This is a genomic window from Sphingomonas limnosediminicola (assembly GCF_039537965.1).
In the GTDB taxonomy this organism is placed as follows: domain Bacteria; phylum Pseudomonadota; class Alphaproteobacteria; order Sphingomonadales; family Sphingomonadaceae; genus Sphingomicrobium; species Sphingomicrobium limnosediminicola.
Genome location: NZ_BAABBM010000001.1, coordinates 684,042 through 706,919, shown reverse-complemented (window position 1 = coordinate 706,919; position 22,878 = coordinate 684,042). Strand labels below are relative to the sequence as shown.

Annotated in this window: 24 protein-coding genes, 1 tRNA gene and 1 pseudogene; 15 read left to right on the top strand and 11 right to left on the bottom strand. The window is 63.8% G+C overall.

From position 1 onward, the window contains the following. Window positions 1-27 precede the first annotated feature (27 nt). Window positions 28-102: transfer RNA gene (locus ABD704_RS03575), tRNA-Gln, on the top strand. A 158-nt stretch (window positions 103-260) separates the two neighbouring features. On the opposite strand, the gene ABD704_RS03570 is transcribed toward ABD704_RS03575, so the two are convergent. Further along, window positions 261-881 (bottom strand): hypothetical protein, encoded by a 621-nt coding sequence (locus ABD704_RS03570; RefSeq protein WP_344698316.1) that lies wholly within the window; start codon window positions 879-881, stop codon window positions 261-263. 490 nt (window positions 882-1,371) lie between these two features. Between ABD704_RS03570 and ABD704_RS03565 the strand changes: the two genes are divergently transcribed. Next, a complete protein-coding gene (locus ABD704_RS03565; RefSeq protein ID WP_344698315.1) occupies window positions 1,372-1,536 on the top strand; it encodes a hypothetical protein in 165 nt (54 codons plus the stop codon). Window positions 1,537-1,557: 21 nt separating this feature from the next. Here the strand turns inward: ABD704_RS03565 and ABD704_RS14660 are convergent. Next, a pseudogene (locus tag ABD704_RS14660) lies at window positions 1,558-1,659 on the bottom strand (FAD-dependent oxidoreductase); the annotation flags it as partial. A 130-nt stretch (window positions 1,660-1,789) separates the two neighbouring features. Beyond that, entirely contained in the window at window positions 1,790-1,912 is a 123-nt protein-coding gene (locus tag ABD704_RS03560) for a hypothetical protein (protein WP_344698314.1), read from the bottom strand. Window positions 1,913-2,271: 359 nt separating this feature from the next. Here ABD704_RS03560 and ABD704_RS03555 point away from each other — a divergent pair, with 359 nt between their 5' ends. From ABD704_RS03555 to hisIE, 8 genes are read left to right on the top strand one after another with little or no spacing between them, the layout of a single operon-like run. After that, window positions 2,272-2,580: a YerC/YecD family TrpR-related protein gene (locus ABD704_RS03555; protein ID WP_344698313.1), complete on the top strand. Its 309-nt coding sequence runs from the start codon at window positions 2,272-2,274 to the stop codon at window positions 2,578-2,580. Continuing rightward, window positions 2,570-3,460, top strand: coding sequence for an ATP phosphoribosyltransferase (gene hisG, locus ABD704_RS03550; protein ID WP_344698312.1), 891 nt, complete (start codon window positions 2,570-2,572; stop codon window positions 3,458-3,460). Before ABD704_RS03555 ends, hisG begins: the two co-directional genes overlap by 11 nt. Beyond that, window positions 3,457-4,752 carry a histidinol dehydrogenase gene (hisD, locus tag ABD704_RS03545; RefSeq protein WP_344698310.1) on the top strand — a complete coding sequence of 432 codons (1,296 nt, stop codon included), beginning with the start codon at window positions 3,457-3,459 and terminating at the stop codon, window positions 4,750-4,752. The genes hisG and hisD overlap by 4 nt, the downstream gene beginning before the upstream one ends. Next, complete coding sequence (gene hisC / locus ABD704_RS03540; protein ID WP_344698309.1) at window positions 4,749-6,413, top strand: histidinol-phosphate transaminase; 1,665 nt, start codon at window positions 4,749-4,751, stop codon at window positions 6,411-6,413. The genes hisD and hisC overlap by 4 nt, the downstream gene beginning before the upstream one ends. Further along, window positions 6,410-6,988: an imidazole glycerol phosphate synthase subunit HisH gene (gene hisH, locus ABD704_RS03535; RefSeq protein ID WP_344698308.1), complete on the top strand. Its 579-nt coding sequence runs from the start codon at window positions 6,410-6,412 to the stop codon at window positions 6,986-6,988. The genes hisC and hisH overlap by 4 nt, the downstream gene beginning before the upstream one ends. Further along, window positions 6,985-7,704 carry a 1-(5-phosphoribosyl)-5-[(5-phosphoribosylamino)methylideneamino]imidazole-4-carboxamide isomerase gene (locus tag ABD704_RS03530; protein ID WP_344698307.1) on the top strand — a complete coding sequence of 240 codons (720 nt, stop codon included), beginning with the start codon at window positions 6,985-6,987 and terminating at the stop codon, window positions 7,702-7,704. Before hisH ends, ABD704_RS03530 begins: the two co-directional genes overlap by 4 nt. Then, window positions 7,691-8,458: an imidazole glycerol phosphate synthase subunit HisF gene (gene hisF / locus ABD704_RS03525; protein ID WP_344698306.1), complete on the top strand. Its 768-nt coding sequence runs from the start codon at window positions 7,691-7,693 to the stop codon at window positions 8,456-8,458. Before ABD704_RS03530 ends, hisF begins: the two co-directional genes overlap by 14 nt. After that, window positions 8,434-9,093, top strand: a complete 660-nt coding sequence (hisIE, locus tag ABD704_RS03520; RefSeq protein WP_344698305.1) for a bifunctional phosphoribosyl-AMP cyclohydrolase/phosphoribosyl-ATP diphosphatase HisIE — start codon at window positions 8,434-8,436, stop codon at window positions 9,091-9,093. The genes hisF and hisIE overlap by 25 nt, the downstream gene beginning before the upstream one ends. Here the strand turns inward: hisIE and ABD704_RS03515 are convergent. The 7 genes from ABD704_RS03515 to ABD704_RS03485 form a co-directional block, all read right to left on the bottom strand. Further along, the gene (locus ABD704_RS03515; protein ID WP_344698304.1) at window positions 9,057-9,854 is read right to left on the bottom strand and encodes an inositol monophosphatase family protein; all 798 of its coding nucleotides are present in this window, start codon (window positions 9,852-9,854) and stop codon (window positions 9,057-9,059) included. The two genes, hisIE and ABD704_RS03515, sit on opposite strands and share 37 nt — an antisense overlap. Before the next feature lie 192 nt (window positions 9,855-10,046). Continuing rightward, entirely contained in the window at window positions 10,047-11,441 is a 1,395-nt protein-coding gene (locus ABD704_RS03510; protein WP_344698303.1) for an efflux transporter outer membrane subunit, read from the bottom strand. Window positions 11,442-11,452: 11 nt separating this feature from the next. Then, window positions 11,453-14,629 (bottom strand): efflux RND transporter permease subunit, encoded by a 3,177-nt coding sequence (locus ABD704_RS03505; RefSeq protein ID WP_344698302.1) that lies wholly within the window; start codon window positions 14,627-14,629, stop codon window positions 11,453-11,455. A gap of 51 nt (window positions 14,630-14,680) precedes the next feature. After that, window positions 14,681-15,964 carry an efflux RND transporter periplasmic adaptor subunit gene (locus tag ABD704_RS03500; protein ID WP_344698301.1) on the bottom strand — a complete coding sequence of 428 codons (1,284 nt, stop codon included), beginning with the start codon at window positions 15,962-15,964 and terminating at the stop codon, window positions 14,681-14,683. Next, window positions 15,961-16,356, bottom strand: coding sequence for a hypothetical protein (locus ABD704_RS03495; protein ID WP_344698300.1), 396 nt, complete (start codon window positions 16,354-16,356; stop codon window positions 15,961-15,963). Before ABD704_RS03495 ends, ABD704_RS03500 begins: the two co-directional genes overlap by 4 nt. 315 nt (window positions 16,357-16,671) lie before the next feature. Further along, window positions 16,672-17,283: a TetR/AcrR family transcriptional regulator gene (locus ABD704_RS03490; RefSeq protein WP_344700474.1), complete on the bottom strand. Its 612-nt coding sequence runs from the start codon at window positions 17,281-17,283 to the stop codon at window positions 16,672-16,674. A 64-nt stretch (window positions 17,284-17,347) separates the two neighbouring features. After that, window positions 17,348-17,992 carry a queuosine precursor transporter gene (locus ABD704_RS03485; RefSeq protein ID WP_344698299.1) on the bottom strand — a complete coding sequence of 215 codons (645 nt, stop codon included), beginning with the start codon at window positions 17,990-17,992 and terminating at the stop codon, window positions 17,348-17,350. Window positions 17,993-18,071: 79 nt separating this feature from the next. On the opposite strand from ABD704_RS03485, the gene ABD704_RS03480 reads away from it, so the two are divergent. Genes ABD704_RS03480 through ABD704_RS03460 form a run of 5 tightly spaced genes read left to right on the top strand, consistent with a single transcriptional unit; the run spans window position 18,072 to window position 22,421 of the window. Then, a complete protein-coding gene (locus tag ABD704_RS03480) occupies window positions 18,072-19,058 on the top strand; it encodes an adenosine kinase (protein ID WP_344698298.1) in 987 nt (328 codons plus the stop codon). A 5-nt stretch (window positions 19,059-19,063) separates the two neighbouring features. After that, entirely contained in the window at window positions 19,064-19,633 is a 570-nt protein-coding gene (locus ABD704_RS03475) for an LOG family protein (protein ID WP_425565450.1), read from the top strand. A 21-nt stretch (window positions 19,634-19,654) separates the two neighbouring features. Then, on the top strand, window positions 19,655-20,899 hold the full coding sequence (locus ABD704_RS03470; RefSeq protein ID WP_344698296.1) for a NupC/NupG family nucleoside CNT transporter: 1,245 nt from the start codon (window positions 19,655-19,657) through the stop codon (window positions 20,897-20,899). 17 nt (window positions 20,900-20,916) lie between these two features. Further along, window positions 20,917-21,864 carry an isopenicillin N synthase family dioxygenase gene (locus tag ABD704_RS03465; RefSeq protein ID WP_344698295.1) on the top strand — a complete coding sequence of 316 codons (948 nt, stop codon included), beginning with the start codon at window positions 20,917-20,919 and terminating at the stop codon, window positions 21,862-21,864. A 41-nt stretch (window positions 21,865-21,905) separates the two neighbouring features. Beyond that, window positions 21,906-22,421, top strand: a complete 516-nt coding sequence (locus ABD704_RS03460) for a hemerythrin domain-containing protein (protein ID WP_344698294.1) — start codon at window positions 21,906-21,908, stop codon at window positions 22,419-22,421. On the opposite strand, the gene cdd is transcribed toward ABD704_RS03460, so the two are convergent. Continuing rightward, window positions 22,418-22,840 carry a cytidine deaminase gene (gene cdd, locus ABD704_RS03455; RefSeq protein WP_344698293.1) on the bottom strand — a complete coding sequence of 141 codons (423 nt, stop codon included), beginning with the start codon at window positions 22,838-22,840 and terminating at the stop codon, window positions 22,418-22,420. The two genes, ABD704_RS03460 and cdd, sit on opposite strands and share 4 nt — an antisense overlap. Window positions 22,841-22,878: the final 38 nt, after the last annotated feature.

The window sequence follows — 22,878 nt, the reverse complement described above, 5'->3', positions numbered from 1 at the left end:
CTTCCCCGCAATTTGCGGCAAGCCTGCTGGGGCGTCGCCAAGTGGTAAGGCACCGGTTTTTGGTACCGGCATTCGCAGGTTCGAATCCTGCCGCCCCAGCCAGCTACAAGAAAACCTTGTTCGACAAGACTTGGCCTGTTTCACTGATCTTCCGTGGGCTGCTTTGTGGGGCGACTATCGGAGCCTTTCATCGGATCGTTAACGTCCGCATTCCACCCATTGCGCCGTTGTTGGCGCGTCGCGGCTCGCCTTGCGCCTGCTTAAGACGCGAGCTCCAGCAGCTGCTCGCGACTGGGAGCAGGCATGGCGGGCGGAGGATCTTTTGCTAGTTGCGCAACAGCTTCCTGCAGACGGGCTCGCACGCCTGGACGGTTCATGATTTCCTGGGCGGTTGCAAGCGTGGCGAGATATTCTAGGCCCAGGCGAAAGAGATCTCCGCTGGCGAGCATGCCCTTCCGGAGCAAGGCTATGTCACGTGTGAGCGGATCGGACGGGGTAGTCGGCCGATGCCCAGTGCGAGCAGCCTCCATTGCGGCGAACCGTAGACCATCCGACGCAACTTGCGCATCGTACCAAGGGCGAAGGTCCCGTTCCGTGATCTCGTCGAACTCCCTGGCCAAGTTCCAGGGATCGTCCGGAAAGCATCGCAGGACGTCCCGCAAGCGCTGCGCGTGGAGCATCCCGACGGTCATGCCACGGCCCGCCGAAGGATTGGTGCAAGCCCATGCGTCCGCGATCGCAACGAAACCGGTCACGACTGGCCCGTCTTCAGTCGCAAGACGCCGATAACGGTCCACCACGCCACCCATTACCGACACATCCGAGATGGGCTTTCCGTCGACCCAATGGGCAGGCAGCGGATGCGCTCGGACGACCCGCATGTAAGCACTTTCGCGGCGAAGGAGACGTGTAAGGGGTCGTTCGAGGAAACGAATAGCGTGGTGGACCAGGTTTGTCGTTCTCCAGGCAGACATAAGATGCCCAGCGAGCCGAGCTCGGACAAGACAGGAGCACTCCGTTCGGGGTCCGGTCCCTCAAGAAGCGCGTAACGTAGGTGAAGTGGCCAGCAACCGCAGATTCCCGCGGAATGCGGGCACCGATATCCGTTAGCCAGCTTGGTCCGCGACTGCCTCGACCGAAACAGTCGATTACGAGGTCTGCTTCGATCTCATCCCCGTCAGACGTGCGTACTCCATTCACATGGGGAATGCCGACCTGGGCCGAGGTTCCGGTAGTCAGGCCAGTCACACTCACTCCCTGCCTCCAACGGATGCTTGTTTCTTGCAGCACGCATTGCAGGAAGACCCATTCGGCCGTCGGGCGGCGGATCGCATGACTCCACAACTTGTCGTCAATCGACTGGGGCGCAGAATGACGAAGCCAAGTCGGCAGGGGATAAACCATGTCGAAGCGGGCGGCGCCGGCGTCGACCATCGCGTTCTGCACTTCGGGAAGCTCATTCTCGAGCATCAGCCGCATGCCTGGCATGAAGTTGTGCGGCTGTCTGAACTGGGCAACGCCCTTGCGGCTCCATGAGTCCCAGCAATCATCTATCGAGCCAGGAACGAGGTCTTCGTCCTTCTCAACGACTGTTACGTCGTGGCCATCCCGCGCTAAAAGAAGTGCGGCACCAAGCCCGCAGATGCCACCACCAACCATGACGACTTTGCTCACGAACGCACTTTGCTATCCGCCGCGGGATCCGTCCAGATCCACGAAAAACAGCGCAGCTTTCCATGCGAACTTGCGCGGCAGCCTTCGACCCAAGCAGCTCTACAATGGCGTTGGTCTAATCGCGGGCGCGGAAGAACAGAGGCGTCAAGGCAATCGGGGCGATCATCGCGATGACGAGAGGGCTGATGTCGCCCGGACGGAGAAAAAGCCAGGCGCTGCCTAATGCGAAGCCCGCCATGGCAGGGCCGACCGCAAGCACTAGAGCACCGAGCGCTCTACCTGGAGATTTATCCTCAAGTGGCGAGCGAGATGCCATCAAGGCGTCAAAGACGACTTCTCCTGCCGGTCAAATAGGTGTTGTCCGCAGCCTAAGGCGGTGATGAACCCTGACCCACTCCGGCCGCCCAAATTTTGACCCATTGGCGCAGTCAGGCAGCTTGGCCAACGTCGGAAACACTCCAGACGCCCGTGATAGATCGCCTGCTGATGGCCCAGCACGCATAAAGCGGATTGACTCGCGATAAGACATGACTAGTCAGTTACATCGATTTAACACGTTGTAACAAAGACGAGCTTATGCGAGCAGAACCGAACCCCTTGACGGCGACACGGAACCTCGACGTCCTGACCAACGATTTATGTGATGCGCTGCTCACCGCGAAGAGCCGTGACGAGATACGGCGGTTGCTGGTCGACCTGTGCACGCCCGCCGAAATCCGAACCATGGCGGAGCGCTGGCATGTCGCGCGGGTGCTCGATGGGAGCGACCTATCATATCGGGAGATCCACGAGCGCACCGGTGTCAGCACCACCACGATTGTTCGCGTCTCGCGATTCCTGCGTCAGGAGCCTCACCACGGTTACCGCCACGCCATCGATCGCCTTGGAGGCCGCGTTGCTGACTGACCGCACGCGCCTTCACATCGCGCTACAAAAATCGGGCCGGCTGTCTGACGCCAGCCGCGAGTTGCTCCGCGATGCAGGTTTCAGAATCCAGTCCGGCAAGAACAGCCTGACTGCGAGAGTCGAAAACTATCCGGCCGAGCTAATGTTCGTCCGCGACGACGACATACCCACGTTCGTCAGCGACGGGGCGTGCGAATTCGGAATCGTGGGGCAGAATGTGCTCGAGGAATTCGCGCTCGGGCAAGCCGACCTCGGATATGACTTACTCGCCGAGCTCGGGTTCGGCCGCTGCAGCCTGAAGATCGCCGCGCCCGAAGCGACGCCGTATGACGGCCCACAATCGCTTGAGGGTCAGCGGATTGCGACATCCTATCCCCGCATCCTTGCTCGCTTCCTTGAGCGGAACGGTATTGATGCCACCATCGTCACGATGAATGGGGCGGTCGAGCTGGCCCCGCGACTGCAGATCGCAAGCTTCCTCTGCGATCTCGTGTCGACCGGAGCGACGCTGGAGGCGAACGGGCTGCGCGCCTTGGACACGGTCCTTGAAAGCCAGGCCGTTCTGATCCGCACGCGTCGGCCGATGGATGATGTGAGGGCCGATATAGCAGCGGGCCTGATGAGCCGGATCGACGGCGTGCTCGCAACCAAGGAATCGAAGTACATCATGCTCAACGCCTCGAGCGAGTCCTTGAAGCGGATCACCGACCTGCTTCCGGGGGCCGAAGCGCCAACCATCGTTCCGCTGCATGGCCGCCCCGGGCATTTCGCGGTCCATGCTGTATGTCAGGAATCTGTTTTCTGGGAGACGTTGCAGAAGCTTAAGCTCGCCGGCGCCTCGGCGATCCTCGTTGTCCCCATCGAAAAGATGATGCTGTGAAGCAGATCGATTGGAGCCAGCTCGACGAGCGCGGCCGTGAGGCGGCGCTCGCTCGCCCCGAGCAACGCGCCAACATGGAGCTCCAGGATGGCGTCCGCGCAATCGTCGATGCTGTCCGTGACGGCGATTGGCGCGGGCTGTGCGACATCGCGCGCAGGCTCGACGGCGAAGAGCCGAGGATAATTCCCGTGGCGCCAGTTGCTGCGGATGCGCGGAGCGAGCTTCCTCGTGATCAGGTCGAGGCGCTCGAGCTGGCAGCGGACCATATCCGTCGTTTCCACCTGGCCTGCATGCCATCCGAGGTGACCGTCGAGACGGGGCCTGGCGTTACGGTTCGTAAGCTGTGGCGGCCGATCGACCGGGTTGGTCTCTACGTTCCCGGCGGGAGGACGCCGCTGTTCTCGACAATGCTGATGCTGGCGATCCCCGCGAGGGTCGCGGGCGTGCGCGAGATCGTCGCCGTGACCCCGCCCCGGCCGAAAGGCGGTCTCGATCCGCTGATCGCACTGGCAGCCGAACTGTCCGGCGTTGAAGCGGTGTGGACGGTTGGCGGAGCGCAGGCGATTGCGGCGCTGGCTTTCGGCGCTGGGCCAATTGCCAAGGTCGACAAGATCTGCGGCCCCGGGAACGCCTGGGTGGCGGAAGCGAAGCGAATGGTTTCGGGCCTGCCGGCAGGTTCGGCGATCGACATGCAGGCGGGACCGAGTGAGCTAATGGTCATCGCCGATGACACCGCCGACGTGGCGACCGTCGCAGCGGACCTTCTTGGCCAGGCGGAGCATGACGCGGCGGCGCAGGTCATCCTCGTCAGTCCTTCGCGCCGCGTCCTGAAGGCAGTCGAACCGGCGATTGAGAAGCAGCTTGCGGACCTACCGCGGGGTGCAGTGGCACAAGCGTCGCTCGGGTCGGGCCGGTCTATCCTGGTCAGGGATCTCGAGCAGGCCGTCGACATCGCCAATGCCTATGCGCCCGAGCATTTGGCGCTCTCTGTCGCTTCGGCCGAGGCGTTGGTGCCGCTCGTTCGCAATGCCGGAGCCGTGTTTGCCGGACCGCTCGCCGCCGAAACTTTCGGCGACTATCTCGCCGGATCGAGCCACGTTCTGCCTACCGACGGTGCCGCGCGCGCGTGGAGTGGCGTTTCCACTTACACGTTCCTGAAGGCGATGAGCGTCCAGACAGTCACTGTCGAAGCTGCAAGGCGAATTGCGGGCCCAGCCGCGCTACTGGCGCGCATGGAAGGGCTCGAGGCACACGCGCGGGCCGCCGACGCGCGGCTGGAGAAGGTGTCGTGACGTCGCTCGCCGCGCGCCTTGCGCGCCCAGAAATTCTCGATCTGAAGCCGTTCGATATCGCCGCCGAGGCTAATGCCGCGTTCGGCGCCGACGCGATCAAACTCGATGCCAATGAGAATCCTTATCCGCCGCTCTCGAGCGGCCCGCTTGCGGCCGCGATCAACCGTTATCCCGAGCCACAGCCTCACCGGCTGCGAGCGTCGATGGCCGCGCTGTACGGCGTCGAGCCCGATGCGCTGGTAGTTACGCGCGGCGCCGACGACGCCATCGACATGCTGGTGCGAGCCTTCTGCAGGCCAGGCATCGACGCGATTGCAATCACAGCACCGACGTTCACCGCCTACGAGCATTTCGCTCGCCTGCAGGGCGCTCGCGTCATCGAGGTGCCGCTCGCCAAAAACTTCGATTTCAGCGCGGACGGATTCGTTGCCGCACTAACGCACCAAGCGGATGTGAAGCTAGCCTTCATCTGCTCGCCCAACAACCCGACCGGCAACGAGGTCGATCCCGCGCTCGTCCTGCAGGTTGCGGCCGCGTTGCCGCAAACCATTATCGTCCTCGACGAGGCCTATCTCGATTTCTCCGATACGCCGAGCCTCGCCGTCGAGGCGGCAAAGCGAGCTAACCTGGTCGTGCTCAAGACGCTGTCGAAAGCCTTCGGCCTCGCTGGCGCGCGGATCGGATGCGCGATCGCCAATCCCGAACTTGTCGCGATCGCAGCACGCGCGCTTCCGCCCTATCCGTTGCCGAGCCCGTCGGTCGAAGCGGCCATGGCCACCTTGGCCCCCGCGCGCCAAGCCATCCACCAGGACCGGATCGCGAGAATCAAGGCGGAGCGCGACCGGCTTGCAGGCCTCCTCGTCGCGTCGCCGATCGTGAAATCAGTGCGCAATGGAGGCGGCAATTTCCTATTCCTGCAGGTCGAGGATGCGGAAGCGCTCGCGTCGAAGCTGCGCGCGCTCGGCATCCGGGTGCGCTTCCGACCAAATGCCGCGCCCGGCGCGGTGCGCCTGACCATCGGCACCGAAGCCGAGAATGACGTCGCCCTTTCCGCGTTCGGCGTTCGCAACCAGTCCCGACCGGTCCGGCGCGCCGAGCTCGCACGCGACACCAAGGAGACAAAGATCGCTGTCGCGGTGAATCTGGACCGCTCTTTGCCGCGGCGCGTGATGACCGGCATCCCGTTTTACGACCACATGCTGGACCAGGTTGCGGCGCACGGCGATTTCAGTCTGGTGTTGAGCTGTGACGGCGACCTCGAGATCGACGCGCACCACAGTATCGAAGATTGTGCGATCGCGCTGGGCAGCGCGCTGTCCCAGGCGCTCGGCGAGCGACGCGGGATCGGCCGGTTCGGCTTTGCGTTGCCAATGGACGAAGCCGAGGCGCAAGTCCTGATCGACCTCTCGGGACGGCCATTCAGCCGCTTCGACGGCAAGTTCGAGGCGAGCCACATCGGTGCCTATCCGACCGAAATGACCGAGCACGTCTTTCGCTCGTTCTCGGATAGCATGCGCTCGGCGATCCACGTCCGCGTCGAAGGCGGGAACGACCATCACAAGACCGAGGCCTGCTTCAAGGCCTTCGGGCGCGCGTTGCGCCAGGCAATCCGGCCTGAAGCCGACAGCGATATGCTGCCAAGCACCAAGGGCATTCTGTGAAGCTAGCCATCGTCGACCTCGCCTATGGCAATATCGGCTCGATCCAATTCGCTCTGCAGCGGCTCGGCGTGGTCCCGATGGTAACCGCCGAGCCCGACAAGATCGCTTTGGCCGATCGGGTCATCCTGCCTGGCGTCGGTGCGGCGGGCTTCGCGATGGAGCGGGTCGACTGCCTCGGATTGCGCGAAACCCTGACATCGCTTCGACAGCCGGCGCTCGGCATCTGCCTAGGCATGCAGCTTCTGTTCGAACACAGCGAGGAGGATAACACGACCTGTTTTGGGTTGATCCAAGGCAGGGTGCGAGCGCTTGAGGCCGCACCAGACCGACCTGTGCCGCACATGGGGTGGAGCAAGATCGATGTGCGTTCGCCCGAGCTCGGCTTGAGGACTGGCGACTATGTCTATTTCGCGCACAGCTACGCCTGTGACGTTGGCCCGGCGACGTTAGCCAGCATTAGCTATGGCCGCGATATTCCAGCGGTTGTGCGCCAGGCCAACTGGCTCGGCGCCCAGTTCCATCCCGAGCGCTCCGGCGAAGCGGGCAGTCGATTCCTCGAAAGCTTCCTCACATGATCGTGTACCCCGCCATGGATCTGATGGGCGGACACGCCGTGCGTTTGCGTCAGGGGCGGTTCGACGACGTCACCACCTATCCGGCGCAACCGGCCCATGCGCTACGCGGTTTCGCCGACGCGGGCGCAGAGTGGGCGCACATCGTCGACCTTGACGGAGCGCGGGCCGGCAGGCCGGAGCAGCACGAGCTGATCATCTCACTCGCCCGGACCACACGACTTAAACTTCAGGCGGGCGGGGGTTTCCGCACGCGCGAGGACATCGCGCGGATGCTCGACGCGGGGGTCGAGCGGGTCGTGATCGGTAGCCTGGCCGTGAAGGAGCCTGAGATGGTCACCCGTTGGCTGGACGAGTTCGGTCCCGAACGGCTGACTTTGTCGGTCGATGTGAGAATGTCTGCCGGGACGCCGATGGTTGCTGTGTCGGGCTGGGCCGAAGACAGCGGAATGGCGCTTTGGGATGTGATTGCCCTCCACCATAAGGCGAAGCACCTGCTGCTGACCGACATCGGCCGCGATGGGACGCTCAGCGGTCCCAATTTCCAATTGCTTGATGAAGCCGTCGAACTCTTGCCCCGCCTCCGCCTTCAGGCGTCCGGCGGTGTCTCCTCGCTGGCCGACGTCAATCGACTTCGCACCGACGGAGTCATCATCGGTAAGGCGCTGTGGGAAGGCCGCTTTACGCTCGAGGAGGCGTTGTCGCTTGCCAGCGCATAGGATCATCCCCTGCCTGGACGTGAAGGACGGGCGCGTCGTCAAGGGAGTGCAGTTCCGCGACCATCGTGACGCCGGCGACATTGTCGAGCAGGTGATGCGTTATCGTGAGGAGGGCGCCGACGAGCTGGTTTTTTACGACATCGGCGCGAGCGCCGAGGGCCGCACAGTCGACCTGGCTTGGGTGACACGGATTGCGGAGGTCATTGACATACCGTTCTCAGTCGCCGGCGGGCTGCGGACTGGCGTCGAAGCTCGCGCCTGCCTCGATTGCGGCGCGGACAAGGTTTCGATCAACTCACCTGCGCTTGAGCGGCCGGAGCTGATCGCCGAGCTTGCGCGCGGGTTCGGCAGCCAGTGCGTGGTGCTAGGCGTCGACAGCTTCGAACACGATGGCGACTACTTCGTCCATCAATATACCGGCAGCCCGTCGAAGAGCCGCGACACCGGCCTGCGGACGCTCGACTGGGTACGTGAAGCGGCCGATCGGGGCGCAGGGGAAATCGTGCTCAACTGCATGAAGCGCGACGGCGTGCGGACAGGCTACGACATCGCGCATACGCGAGCGGTCGTTGAAGCCGTCAGCGTTCCGGTAATCGCTTCGGGAGGCGCTGGCGCGCGGGAGCATTTTCGCGATGCTTTCATCGAAGCGGGCGTCAGTGGGGCGCTTGCCGCGACGGTTTTCCATGACCGCCTGATCGCCATTCCGGATCTCAAGGAGTATCTCGTCACATGCGGGATCGAAATGCGCCGCTGACCCCTGCCGACATAGCGTCGCTCGATTGGGACAAGATGAACGGCCTGCTTCCGGCCGTCGTGCAGGACCGCGCATCTGGGCGCGTCCTGATGCTGGGCTACATGAATGAAGAAGCGCTCCGCGCCACGCTCGATAGCGGCTTGGTGACCTTCTTCAGCCGGTCGAAGCAGCGCCTTTGGCAAAAAGGCGAAAAGAGCGGCAATCGGCTGCATCTCCACGCCGTCCACGGCGACTGCGACAATGACTCGCTGATTGTTTTTGCCGACCCGGATGGCCCCACCTGCCACACCGGAACGATAAGTTGCTTCGGTGACGTATCGCCTGAAGTCGCGGGCTGGCTCGCGCACCTGTCCGCGATCGTCCGGCAGCGGGCCTCTTCGGATGATCCCGGGAGTTATACGCGTGAACTCCTCGCTCAGGGTTCGGCCCGGATCGCGCAGAAGGTCGGTGAAGAAGGTGTCGAAGTGGCGCTGGCCGCAGTCACGCGGGATGCCGATGGCTGCGCCGAAGAGGTCGCCGACCTGCTCTACCATCTCGCGGTGCTGATGGAGATGAAGGGCTTCGGCTGGCTCGATGTGATCGACCGCCTGAAAGCTCGTCACTCGACGGCGAGCAACTCCACCGCGGCGTCGTAGAGTTCGCGGCTGGCCGCAGCCACGATCGCTCCGCTCGCGAGGTCGGTGCCTCCGGACCAGTTGCCGACCTGGCCGCCTGCCGCGCGCACGAGTGGCCCCAGTGGATTGTAGTCGTGCGGCTTGAGGCCGCTTTCGACGACGAGGTCGATCGTCCCTGCCGCAAGCCGCGCATAGGCATAGGCGTCATGTCCGTACCGTGTGACCCTTGCAGCGCGGCGCAGTCGCTCGAAACCGCATGATTCATGCCCATCATCACCGAACAGAAATGGGTCAGTTGTCGAAAGCCGGGCTTCCGACAGCGCGCAACATTGACTGGTGCGGATCGCGACTTGGCCACCGCTGCGTACCATCCACGCTTCGTTGCCGCTGCCTACATAGATCTCATCCAGGACGGGGGCATCGACCAGGCCCAGGACCGGATCGCCATCCTCGAGAAGTGCGATCAGCGTAGTCCAGTTGGGAAGCCCGCAAATAAAGGAACGTGTTCCATCGATCGGATCCAGGCTCCAAATGTGCCGGGCCGTACCGAGCTTATCGGGATATTCCTCGCCAATTATGCCGTGATCATGAAAGCGCTCGCCGATGAACGCACGCATTGCTTGCTCGGCGGCCCGATCGGCTTCGGTGACCGGATCGAACAAGGCGTGACCCGACTTGTTCTCGACGTCCATGTCTCGGTTGAATCGCGATAGAGTCTCGCGTCTTGCGCATGATGCGATGTCGCGAGCAAATGTCGCAAAATCGACTAGGTCCGTCTTCATGATGATCAGCTAATGCGCCTTCATGAACTCACGCGCATCAAGCATGAGGTTGATATTGTCGAGGACGGGAGTCGCACCGAACGACTTCCGGATGCCCTTCAACTCCAGGCTCGCCACACAACTCTCCCTCGCTAGCCTTCTATCTTAGGATCGGTAAGTCGCAATGGGAGCGGTCAGATAAGCGAATCGTCCCTAACTGCTCCAGCCGCCGCCAAGAGCGCGGAACAGGTCGACCTGCGAACTTGCGATCCGCGCGTCCGCTTCGGCAAGGGAAGCCTGCGATTCGGCGGCAGTACGCTCGGCGTCGAGCAACTCCAGCGAGCTGATGTCGCCTTCGCGTTGGCGGGCGCGAGTGATGCGGGCGGCTGCCTGCGCCTGGTCGCTGGCGGCACGCAGCGCGTCACGGCGATTGAGCGCTTGCTGGTAGGCGGACAGCGCCGCCTCGGTTTCCTCAAGCGCCTCGAGGATCGTGCCATCGAACGTGGCAAGGGCGGCTTGCGTGTCCGCTTGGGCGCCGGCGACCCTGGCGCGGGCAGCGTTGCGGTTCACCGTCCAGTTGATCAGCGGACCGATCAGCCACGTCAGCGGATTGGCGCTGAAGATATTGCCAAGGCCGGCGCCGCTGGATCCCACCGACCCGCCGAGCGTGATCTTTGGATAGAGGTCCGCGGTTGCGACACCAATCCGCGCAGTGGCAGCGGCGAGCCGTTGCTCAGCCGCGCGCACGTCGGGGCGGCGCGCGAGCAGGGTTGCGCCGTCGCCGACCGGGATGACGCGCTCAAGGCGTAGAAAGGTAGTGCGATCTGCTACCTTTTGCGGAAGCTCACGCGGTGCTCGGCCGGTCAAGGTAGCGAGGCGGAAAAGCGCAGCCCGGCGCTGAGACTCCAACAGCGGGATTTCGGCCCGGCGCTGGTCGCGCAGCGCGGCGATCCGCGCGGTATCGAGGCCGTTCGCCATGCCGATCTGATGACGTCGCTCCGTCAGCGTCAGCGACTGGTCTAGCAGCGCGACGATCTTCTCGGCGACGCTGACGCGCTCGGCTGAAGACACGGCGTCTGCATAGGCGCGAACAGTGTCGGCAACGATTGCTACGCGAACGGCATCGGCATCCGCGACGGCTGCGCCGACGTCGCCTCGGGCGGCCTCGATCCGGCGGCTGATGCGTCCGAAGAGATCGACTTCGTAAGCGACATCGAGCCCGACATCGACTTGGAAGTGCGTTCGCTTCTGACCAGCAGTGGGGCCAGGCAGACGGCCGTACTGCGCACCGCCGCTAAGGCCGACTTGTGGCTCGCGCGCACCGCGTTCTTCGCGCAAGAAAGCGCGAGCGCGCTGTAAATGCGCGACGGCGACACGAATGTCGGTGTTCGCGGCCAACGCGTCCTTCACGAGTCCGTCGAGGACGGGATCGTTATAGAGTCGCCACCAATCACCCGCCGGTTGCGCGTCGGAAACGATGGTCGATCCTTGCGCCATGACGAACGGTGCCGCCTCTGCGGCCGAGATCGGTTTGGCCTGGTAGTTCGGTCCAGCGGCGCAGGCGGCGAGGGCTAGCGCTGAGCTGGCGGTTGCGAGCTTTCGAAGCATGACGATCTTCCTCATTCCGCGGGCACGAGCGCCGGCTGATGACCAGCACCGCGGCGGCGGTTAGCGATGCGGTCGCCGATGCCGCGGCAGACGACGTAGAAAGTGGGCGTGAAAATGAGGCCGAAGCCGGTCACCCCGACCATTCCGAAGAACACCGCCGTGCCGAGCGCCTGACGAAGCTCCGCCCCCGCGCCGGTGGCGAGCAACAGCGGCACGCTGCCGAGGATGAAGGCGAAGCTGGTCATTAGGATCGGCCGCAGGCGGTCGTGGGCGGCACGAACCGCGGCAGCGATCGTCGACATGCCGGCCGCCTCGTCCTGACGCGCGAACTCGACGATCAGGATCGCATTCTTCGCAGCCAATGCGATCAGCACGACGAGGCCGATCTGCGTTAAAACATTGTTGTCCATGCCGCGGAAGTGCACGCCTGCCATTGCCGCGAGCAAACACATCGGGACGATCAGGATGATCGACAGCGGCAGGATCAGGCTTTCGAACTGTGCTGCTAGCACGAGGAAGACGAACAGCACGGCCATGCCGAACACCAGGCCCGACGTGCTGCCAGCCGCCTTCTGCTGGTAGGCGATGCCGGTCCACTCGGTGGCGAAGCCGGGCGGCAGCGCTTCCGCGGCGATCTTCTCCATGCTCCTTAGAGACTGGCCCGATGAGTAGCCTGGCGCCGTGTCCCCATCGATCTCAACGGCCGGAAAGCCGTTGTAACGCGACACGCGATACGGCCCGGTGCGGTCCTGGAAGGTCGTCACCGATCCGATCGGCACCATGGCACCGGAGTTCGATCGGGTGCGGAGATTGGCGATGTCCGCCTCGCTCGCGCGGTAGGACGAGTCGGCCTGCGCGGTGACGCGATAGGTGCGTCCGAGCAGGTTGAAGTCGTTGATGAAAGCCGAGCCCAGATAGACTTGGAGCGCCTCGAACACCCGCTCCGGCGGCACACCGAGCATGTCGGCCTTGCGACGGTCGATGTCAGCGAAGACGCGCGGCGTCGAGATGTCGAACAGGGTGTAGACTTGCTTCAGGCCCGGCGTCTGGTTGGCCTTGCCGATCACGCCCCAGGAGAGGCCCGACAGCTCCTGGAAGCTGTGACCGGTGCGGTCCTCGACAATCATGCGATATCCGCCGGCGGAGCCGATCCCCTGGATCAGCGGCGGCGGCACGATGATCAGGCGCGCCTCATTGATGTCGGCGGTGCGCTTCTGCGCCTCGGCCATGATGCTCTGCAGCGTGACGCCAAGCTTCTTGCGCTCTTCGAACGATTGCAGCGGGACATAGGCTGCGGCGGCGTTAGGGGCCTGCGTCTGCGACGCGCCATCGAAACCGGCGAGCATCACCGACCCTTTGACGCCCGGGATCGGCAGGATGCGCGAGGCGACCTTGCGCATCACTGCATCGGTGCGCTCGAGCGAAGAGCCCGGCGGCAGCTGGATGACGGTCAGGAAATAACCCTGGTCCTGCGCCGGAATGAAGCCGGTCGGCGTGATGTAGAACAGGCCAATCGTTGCCGCGATGAGTGCCGCGTAGGCGAGCATCATCCGTTTCGGCATCAGCACCAGCCGATGCGTCAGGCGCGAATAGGCTTGGCTGAAGCGGTCGAAGCCCTGGTTGAAGCGGTCGCCCGCTGCGACGAGGAAGGCCGAAACGCGGTTTCTGGGCTTCGGCTCTTCGTGCGGTTTGAGGAGGATCGCAGCGAGTGCTGGCGACAGCGTCAGCGAGACTAGCAGCGAGATGAGGGTCGCCGCCGAGATCGTGACCGCGAACTGGTGATAGAACGCGCCCGCCAGGCCGTTGAGGAACAACGTCGGCAGGAAGACGGCGCAGAGGACGAGCACGATGGCGACAAGTGCGGCTGCAACCTCGTCCATCGACCTTCGCGCTGCCTCCAGGCCCGACAGACCGCGCGCGAGGTTACGCTCGACATTCTCGACCACGACGATGGCGTCGTCGACGACAATGCCGATCGCAAGCACCAGCCCGAACAGCGACAGGTTGTTCAGCGAGTAGCCGACGCCGAGCAGGATCGCGAAGGTACCAATCAGAGAGACCGGGATGGCGATGACCGGGATGACCGCCGCACGCCAGCGCTGCAGGAATACGATGACGACGAGGACAACGAGCGCGATGGCTTCGAGCAGCGTCTCGCGGACGGCGGAGATCGACTGCGAGATGAACTCGGTCGGATTGTAGATGATCCGATACTCGAGCCCTGGCGGGAAGCTCTTCGACATGGTCGCCATCTCGGCCTTCACCGCAGCGGCAGCTGCGAGCGCGTTCGAACCTGGGCGCTGGAACACGCCGAGGATCACGGTCGGCTCGCCCGACAAGTAGGTGTTGGCGGCATAGTCGGCTGCGCCGAGTTCGACGCGCGCGACATCCGACACGCGCACCTGGCGGCCGTCGGCATCCGTGCGGATGATGACGTTGGCGAATTGTTGGGGATCCGTCAGGCGGCCCTGGGTCTCAACGTTGAGCTGGAAAGCATTGCCGGTCGCGTAAGGCGGCTGGCCGAGCGTGCCGGCAGCGACTTGGACATTCTGGGCGCGCAGAGCATTGACGATCTCCCCGGCGGTGAGGTCGAGCGCTGCGGCCTTGTTGGGGTCGATCCAGATGCGCATCGCATAATCGCGGGCGCCGAACAGCCGCGCGTCACCGACGCCGTCGAGCCGCGCGATGCGGTCGCGAACCTGGGTCAGCGCGTAGTTGGAGATGTACCCACGATCGAGCGAATGATCGGGCGAGATGAGGTTGACGACCATCAGGAAGTCTGGCGACGTCTTGCGCGTTACCACGCCGAGCCGCTGAACCTCTTGGGGAAGCCGCGGCTGGGCAATCGCAACGCGGTTCTGCACCAGCACCTGCGCGGCGTTGAGGTCGGTGCCTTGCTTAAAGGTCACCGTGATCGTCAAGTTGCCATCGCCGGTCGACTGCGACGACATGTAGATCATGTTGTCGACGCCGTTGATTTCCTGCTCCAGCGGCGCGGCGACCGTCGACGCGACTGTCTCCGCGTCAGCGCCAGGATAGGTGGCGTTCACCGTAACCGTGGGCGGCACGATGTCGGGATACTGCGACACTGGCAGTGCGAAATAGGCGATCGCGCCCATCACGGTGATCAGGATCGCAATGACGGCGGCAAAGATCGGCCGAGTGATGAAAAAGCGTGACAACCGCATGTGCAGTCTCCCCTGCCCAATCCGGGCCGGTTCATGAAAGGGGTGCGAGGCTCAGCGGCCGGCGAACGTCGCTTCGCCGCTGAGCGGTACGGGAACAGTGTCGGGGGACGCGGCGGTCGCTTGGGGTACGATCTTGCCAGGTCGCGTCTGAACCTTGACGCCGGGCATCACGAGCTGGGTGCCGCTGATGACCACGCGGTCGCTCGGTGAGAGTCCGGAGCGGACGACGCGGAGGCCGTCGATGAATGGCCCAAGCACGACAGGCCGCGGGGTAACGCTTCCGTCCTTGCCGGCCACGAGCACGATCTTGCGCGCCTGGTCCGTTTGGATCGCGGAGTCGGGCACAAGCAGTGCCGGCACAGCCTGACCGGTCGATAGGCGCATGTTGCCGAACAGGCCGGGCGTCAGGAACCGGCTCGGGTTATCGATGACCGCGCGCAGACGGATGGTGCCGGAGCGCGTGTCGAGCCCGTTGTCGGTGAAATCGAGACGGCCATGCCAGCGATAATCGGTCTCGTCCTGCAGGCGGATTTCGACTCCGGTTGGCTTTGCGCCGGTGTCGCGCGCTCGGCGAGCCTTCAGGAACAAGGCTTCGGAGGCGTCGAAGTTGAAGTAGATCGGATCGTCGGCGTTGATGGTTGTTAGCAACGTGCCTTCAGCACCGCTGCCGCCGCCCTGAACGAGGTTGCCCGCGTCGATGCGTCGATCCGAAACACGGCCGCTGAGTGGCGCACGAACCTGCGTGAAACTCAGATCGAGCGCGCGAGACTGAACGCGGGCATTCGCGGCTGCGAGTGCTGCCTCCGCTGCCTGGACGCGGGCACGGACACGGTCGACATCGCTCTTCGACACCGCATCGACTTCGAGCAGGCGGGTGGCCCGGCCATAGTCGGCCTGCGCGAGTGCGAGGTCGCTGCGCGCGCTGGCAACGGAGGCGCGCGCCTCGTTGAGCGCTGCCACGAACGGCCGCGGATCAATGGAGAATAGTAGCTGGCCCTGCCGAACGAACGCGCCGTCGGCAAAGTGCACGCCGACGATCGCGCCGGAAACGCGCGGTCGGACTTCGACGCTCTTGCTGGCTTCGAATCGCCCAGAATAGTCGTCCCACTCCGCAATTTGTCGCACGAGCGGCACGGCGACCGTCACCGTCGGCGGCGGCGGTGCAGCTGCGACGGGCGCGCTGCGCAGTTCCAGAAGGAGGACGCCTGCAATCAGTGCTACGACCAGCGCGATCAGCGATAGCTTCTGATTACGCGACAGCGCGTTGAACTTGCTGGCCATCGAGCGCCGTCGCTCGACGCTGCCGTCGGATTGAACCTTCGACTCCATGTTCATCGTACGGTCTTCCGACTGCGCGCGGCGCGGGCCTGCCCGACGCTGTTCTGGACCAACTCGTACTGGTCCATGGTGTAGCCGGCGGCGAGGAAGCCGATCAGCTCGGACTTCGCGACGTTCCAGCCATGGTGCCAGGCGAGGATCGCGACGCGGCGCAACGTCTCCAACCTTTCATTGGCGAGGCGGTTGGGACGCTTCAGGCCGAACAGGCTGCCAAGCGCGGAGATGAAGCGGCTCGGCTCGCGAATGCTGGAGATGCCGTCGCGCTCGGCCATGGCGACGACGGACCATTCGAGTGCGGTCAGCCGCGGCGGGGTCGCCTTACCGACGATCGCGGGCGTGTTGTTGTTTGCGGGCTGCCAATCGGTGGCGGGGATGGGGAGGCTGGCCATATTCTTCTCTCCTGTTCGACGAGCGCAGACCAGCGTTCCGCGAAGCAGCGCTTTCGCGGCGGGGAGATGGTCCTGAGCCCGGGGTGCAGCGATCCGCTCGCCGCGGCACAGCTGCCGCGGACGGGTCCGCTAAATTCCGAAGCTGATGTTACTTGGGCTTCGCCTTACGGCGAATGGGGATGCCCGGTTGTGCGATAGTTACGCATCGCGCTTTCCTCGACGGGTTGTTCCGTTCTTCTGTACTGTCTGGTATAGAAAGCCGTCAGGCCCGGGTCAAGAGTTTTCTACCGCCCGGTATGAAAGTTTTTTCGGGGGTTACTTTCCCGGCCACATGAGGAGGCTGGTCTCCACCAAGGCCTCGAGCTGCGCCTTGGTCGCGCCACTGCCGGCCTGGACGGACATGCCCTGCAGGATCGCGCCGAGATAGGCGCATAGCCCCTCAACGTCAGTGCTGGCCGGGAGGTCGCCTTCATCCTTTGCCCGTTGCATACGCTCACACAAAGCGCGCTGCGAGGATTGGCGACGTTCCATCAAGTCGGCGCGGATGGAGTCGGCCTCAGGCCCACAGGCGACGGAGCTGATGACGCGCATGCATCCGCGCGGCTCGCAGTCGCTCGTCTGCATCTGCAGCGCGCCGCGCAAGAGCCTCTCAGCGACTTCGCGCGACGTTGGCGCCTTCAGCGCTTCGCCGACGTAAGCGAGTTTCTCCCGCTCGTATAAGTCGAGTGCCTTGCGGAACAGGGCTTCCTTGTTCCCGAAAGCGGCGTAGAGGGACGGCCGCGTGATCCCCATCGCATCGGTGAGGTCGGTCAGCGATGCGCCATCATAGCCCTTCGTCCAGAACACCCGCAGCGCCGCCGCGAGCGCCTCATCGAGGTCGAACTCTCTCGGGCGACCCTTGCAGGCGCGCTGAACAATACATTCCATAACGATCGGTACATAAGTGCCGTGTGACACTATGTCCAGTCAGGCATCTGAGCGAGCCGCCAATTCAATCGCGCGCGTCGAGGTTCCTGCCGAGGGCGACGAAGGCGTAAACAAGGGGCGGCACGAGGATGGCCGACAGGACGACCTTCGCCAGCATCTGGCCGAGGACAAGCTCCTTGATCGGAAAGACGCCGTAGAAGGCGACGCTGATGAAAATGAGGGTGTCGACGACTTGGCTAAGCACGCTTGAGATACCTGCGCGCAGCCACAGCAGGCTCGATCCCTCGCTGGCCTTGAGGCGGCTGAAGATGGTGACGTTGAGAAGCGTTGAAATGCCGTAGGCGAGGATGCCGCCGAGCCAGATGCGCGGCGTGCCGCCCATGATCGTCTCGAACGCACCGAGACGGGCCGGATCCATGTTGGGCGAAGCTGGCACCGCGAGCACGATGATGCTGAGCAAGAGCGAAACCAAAAGGGGCACGAAGCCGAAGACCACCAGGCGGTTCGCTGTCGCGCGGCCGTAGAGCTCGGCGACCGAGCTCGAGGTGACGACCAGCAGCAGGAAAGCAAAGATGCCGGCTTCGACCGCCAGCGGGCCGAGCGCCACCTGCTTGTTGCCGAGCACGCCGGCGATGCAGACCATGCCGCCATAGAAAACCGAAAGGGCGAGGAGGCCGCGGCTGATGGCGGTACGGGCTGCGCTTGTCATGCGCGAGAGACCTACCGCCTTTCTTTTGACGCGCAACTGGCGTTGACCGTTCGCGCAACCGGCGGCTAGCGGCTGCGCCGTGACTTCTTCCCAAATTGATATCGTGGCGATCGGCGACGCCATAGTCGACGTGATCGCGACCGCCGACGATAGCTTCTTGGAGCAGCATCGACTGCCCAAGGGGTCGATGCGGTTGTTGTCTACTGCAGAGGCAGACGAGCTCTACGGGGCCATGGGTCCGGCGCGGGAGATCAGCGGCGGCTCGGCGGCGAACAGCATGGCTGGCGCGGCGGCGCTTGGGTTGAACGCCGCCTTCGTTGGGCAGGTCGCCGATGACCAGCTCGGCGACATTTTCGCGCATGACATGCGCTCGCTCGGCGTCCGATTTGAGACGCCGCGCCTGGAACAGGGGCCGCCGACCGGACGCTGTCTGATTCTCGTCACGCCGGATGCACAGCGGACGATGAATACCTGTCCGGGCGCTAGTCACGAACTGACGACGCGCGCTCTTGATGCCGATCTCATTCGATCCGCGTCGGTAACCTTCCTCGAAGGCTATTTGTGGGGACCTGAACGGCCTCGAGCCGCCATGCTCGAGGCTGCCCGCATAGCTCACAAGGCGGGCAGGACTGTCGCCTTCACGCTTTCGGAGAGCCTGTGCATCGGCGACCGGCGCGAAGGCGTGGTCGGCATGATCGAAGCGGGTCTGGTCGATGTCCTATTCGGCAATGAGCATGAGGTGGCCCACCTGACCGGTAGCGCGAACCTCGCCGAGTCCATTGATGTGCTTTCTCCGAAAGTCGGCACTCTGGTGGTGACGCGGGGAGCAGAAGGCGCGGTTGGGATTCAAAACGGGACGCACGCCGAGGTGTCGGCGCGGCAGGCCGAACGCGTGATCGACACTACCGGCGCAGGCGATTTGTTCGCTGCGGGCTTCCTGGCCGGGCGCTGCCGTGGGCGGGATCTCGCCGGCGCGCTCGAGACCGGCTCGATCGCCGCGGCGGAGATCATCTCGCATTTCGGCGCACGGCCGGAAGCGGACCTGAAGGAGCTTGCTGGACTATGAAGAATGTGCGGCGGCTCGCAGTCTATTGCGGTTCCGCGCCGGGTTCGCGGCCCGTGTTCGCCGACGCGACGCGTGAAACGGCAAAGGCCATGGTCAGCCGCGGTGTCGACCTCGTTTATGGCGGCGGCCGTCTGGGTCTGATGGGCCTGATCGCAGACAGCGTGCTTGATTGCGGCGGCCAGGTGTTTGGGGTCATCCCGGAAGCGCTCGTCAACCTCGAGGTCGCGCATACCGGCGTCACAGAGCTCCACACCGTGGCCAACATGCATGAGCGCAAGGCGAAAATGACCGACCTCGCCGATGCCTTCCTGGCACTGCCCGGCGGTATCGGCACCCTCGATGAATTGTTCGAGGCGTGGAGCTGGAACGCGCTTGGCTATCACGCCAAGCCCTTCTGCCTCCTCAACGTCGAAGGCTTTTGGGACGGCCTCATCGAGTTCATGGACCATGCGACGGAGAGCGGTTTTCTGTCACAGCGGCGCCGCGCCCAATTGCTCGTTGCATCGACGCCGGGTGAAGCGATTGAATTGCTGGACGAAGCGGCTGCAGCCGCTACGCAGGGCATGGTCTGGTAAAGGCCCGGGGAGGGGCTAAAAGTGAATCAGAAGCTGCTCGGCGTTGCCGGGATTATCGTCATTTTGGGTATCGCCTGGCTGTTGTCGTCCAATCGCAAGGCAATCCGCCTCCGCGTCGTCGGCGCGGCCTTTGCGCTGCAGGCGGCGATTGCCGTCCTGGTGCTGTGGACAAGCTGGGGCCGGGCGGCGATCCAGACGCTGTCGCAGGGCGTCGGCAACTTGCTGGGCTATGCCAATAAGGGGACCGAGTTCCTGTTCGGCCCGAGCGAGGCGAATCCGCTCGCGCACACATTCGCCATCGCTGCGTTGCCCGTCATTATCTTCTTCGCGAGCCTTGTGGCCATTCTTTACTATCTCGGCATCATGCAGCGGATTGTGCGCTGGGTCGGCGGCGCGATTGGCTGGGTCACTGGCATCAGCCGGGTGGAGTCGCTGAGCGCGGCGGCGAACATCTTCGTCGGCCAGTCTGAATCGCCGCTTGTCGTCAGGCCGTATCTGGCAGCGCTTCCGCCATCGCGTCTTTTCACCGTCATGTGCGTCGGCATGGCTGGTGTCGCGGGCACGATCCTTGCCGCTTATGCCAGCTTGCTCGGCCAGCAATATCTACCGTTCCTGCTTGCGGCTGCCTTCATGTCGGCGCCGGGCGGCATCCTGATGGCGAAGATGATCATGCCCGATGATCCGGTCGACACCGACGCGGTCGAGGATTCGAAGGTCGATGTCGCCGAGACGTTCGAAGAAGGCGTGAAGCCGGCCAACATCATCATGGCCGCGGCGCAGGGTGCGCAGACGGGCGTGAAACTGGCGGTCGCGGTCGGCGCGATGGTGCTCGCGTTCGTGGCGCTGGTCGCGCTTGCCAATGGATTGCTCGGCGGGCTGGGCAACATGGTCGGCATCCCGGGCCTCAGTTTCCAGCGCCTAGTCGGATACGTCTTCGCTCCGGTCATGTATCTGATCGGGGTGCCGTGGAATGAGGCCGGGGCCGCGGGCGGACTCTTCGGCACGAAGCTCGTGCTGAACGAATTCGTCGCCTTCATCGACCTAGGCAAAATGGGGGCGACTGTGCTTTCCGACCGCAGTCGGGCGATCATCACTTTCGCCTTGTGCGGCTTCGCCAACTTCAGCTCGATCGCGATTCAGATGGCAGTGACGGGCGGCCTTGCGCCGAACCAGCGACCGGTAATTGCACGCCTCGGTATCCGCGCGCTGCTCGCCGGAAGCCTCGCCAATTTGATGAGCGCCGCGCTGGCAGGACTTCTAATTTAGTCTTAAAGCCCAAGGCCATGGCTACCATTACCGACGACCAAATTGCGTCCGTTTCACTGAAGGACGCGGACCGCAACCCCGACGGCTTTGCCCAGCGGCTGGGCCGAAGCTTCGAGGACTACGGCTTCGCGATCATCGCCGATCACGGCATCCCGGACGAGCTGATCAATCGCGCCGAGGAAAAGGCGAAAGTTTTCTTCGCGCTGCCCGAAGAGGTGAAACGAAAGTACATGATCGAAGGGGGTGGCGGGGCGCGCGGCTACACGCCGTTCGGTATCGAGACCGCCAAGGGAGCGAAGGCGCACGATCTCAAGGAGTTCTGGCACGTCGGCCGCAACCTGCCCGAGGGTCACAAGTTCCGCGCGCACATGCCGGACAACGTCTGGCCCGCCGAGGTAGAGAGCTTCAAGGACACCTTCGCCGAGCTATACGCGACGTTCGACCGAACCGGCTTGAAGGTCCTGCGGGCGATCGCGCGTTACCTGAAGATCGACGAGGATTATTTCGCCGACACCGTTCGGGACGGCAATTCGGTTCTTCGAGCGCTGCATTATCCGCCGCAGCCCGAGCCGACGGGCCAGCACATTCGCGCCGGCGCGCACGAGGACATCAACACGATCACCCTGTTGCTCGGCGCCGAGGAAGCGGGGCTGGAGCTCCTTACGAAGGACGGGCGCTGGATCCCGGTTTCACCTAAGCCTGGCGAGCTGGTGATCAACATCGGTGACATGCTTCAACGGCTGACCAACGGACGCCTCCGCTCAACGTCGCACCGGGTGGTTAACCCCGCGCCGGACCGCGCGAGCCACGCCCGCTATTCGATGCCCTTCTTCCTGCATTTCCGGTCTGACTTCTTGATCGAGGCGTTGCCCGGCACGGTGCCCGCCGGCGAACAGCCGAAATGGCCGCCGATCACGGCGAACGAGTATCTTCAGGAGCGCCTCCGGGAGATCAAGCTGGTCTAGGTTTGTGGCGTGGCGTACTTGGCTCGGCTGAGGAGCAATGCATGGATATCACCCAACTCATTGCCGACGATCATGCTGAGCAACGCCGACTCTTCGCCTTGATCGAAGAACTCCGGCCGACTGAAAGCAGCGCACTACAGGCGACGTGGGTCAGGTTGCGCGTGCTCCTCGACACGCATGCGTTGGCGGAAGAGCGTTTCTTCTATCCGGAGCTGCTCAGGGTCGGCCAAGGGGCCGATTACGAAACGTCGGTCGATGAGACGCGGGATGCAATCAAGGACCATAATGAAATTCGCGACACCGCTGCTGCCGTGGATTTCCAGGCGGTGGGGTCACCCGAATGGTTTGAGGCAGTGGCGGCCTGCAATCGGGCAAACAGCGACCATATGGCCGAGGAAGAAAGGCAGGGTCTCACCGATTTCCGACGGCATGCCGACCGGGAGCTACGCCATCGGACCGGTGTGCAGTTCCTGCAATTCGAATGCGAGCACCTGACCGGCAAGGGCGTCACGCCGATCGATCGTCACGTCGAGAGTTACATTATCGAGAATAGTTAAACGGGCTGTCCCAGGTTCGCCGGTCCGAAGCCGAAGGGGATGAGCTCGCCAATCCTGTGGCGCTCGACCGTTGACCCATCGCCGCTCGAGCAAAGTATCTCAACATCGCGTTCGCTAAGTTGGGCAGCCTCGAGGATCGCCTGACGGCAACCGCCGCATGGCGTGCAGACCATGCTTTCCTTGCCGCCGCTCACGGCGATCCGCGCCACCTTGTCTAGACCGAACTGGTGCTGGGCGGCCGTTAGCGCGCTCTGCTCCGCGCAGATGCCGAGACGGTAGCAGGCGTTCTCCATGTTCGCGCCGGTGACCACCTCGCCGTCGACGGACTCGATCGCGCACCCGACATGGAAGTTCGAATAAGGCGCATAGGCCTTGCGCGCGGCGCCGCGGGCGAGCGCGATCAATTGTTCATCCGTCATGCTCTTGTCCTTAAGCGGCTGCACGGGGCATGCGCTAG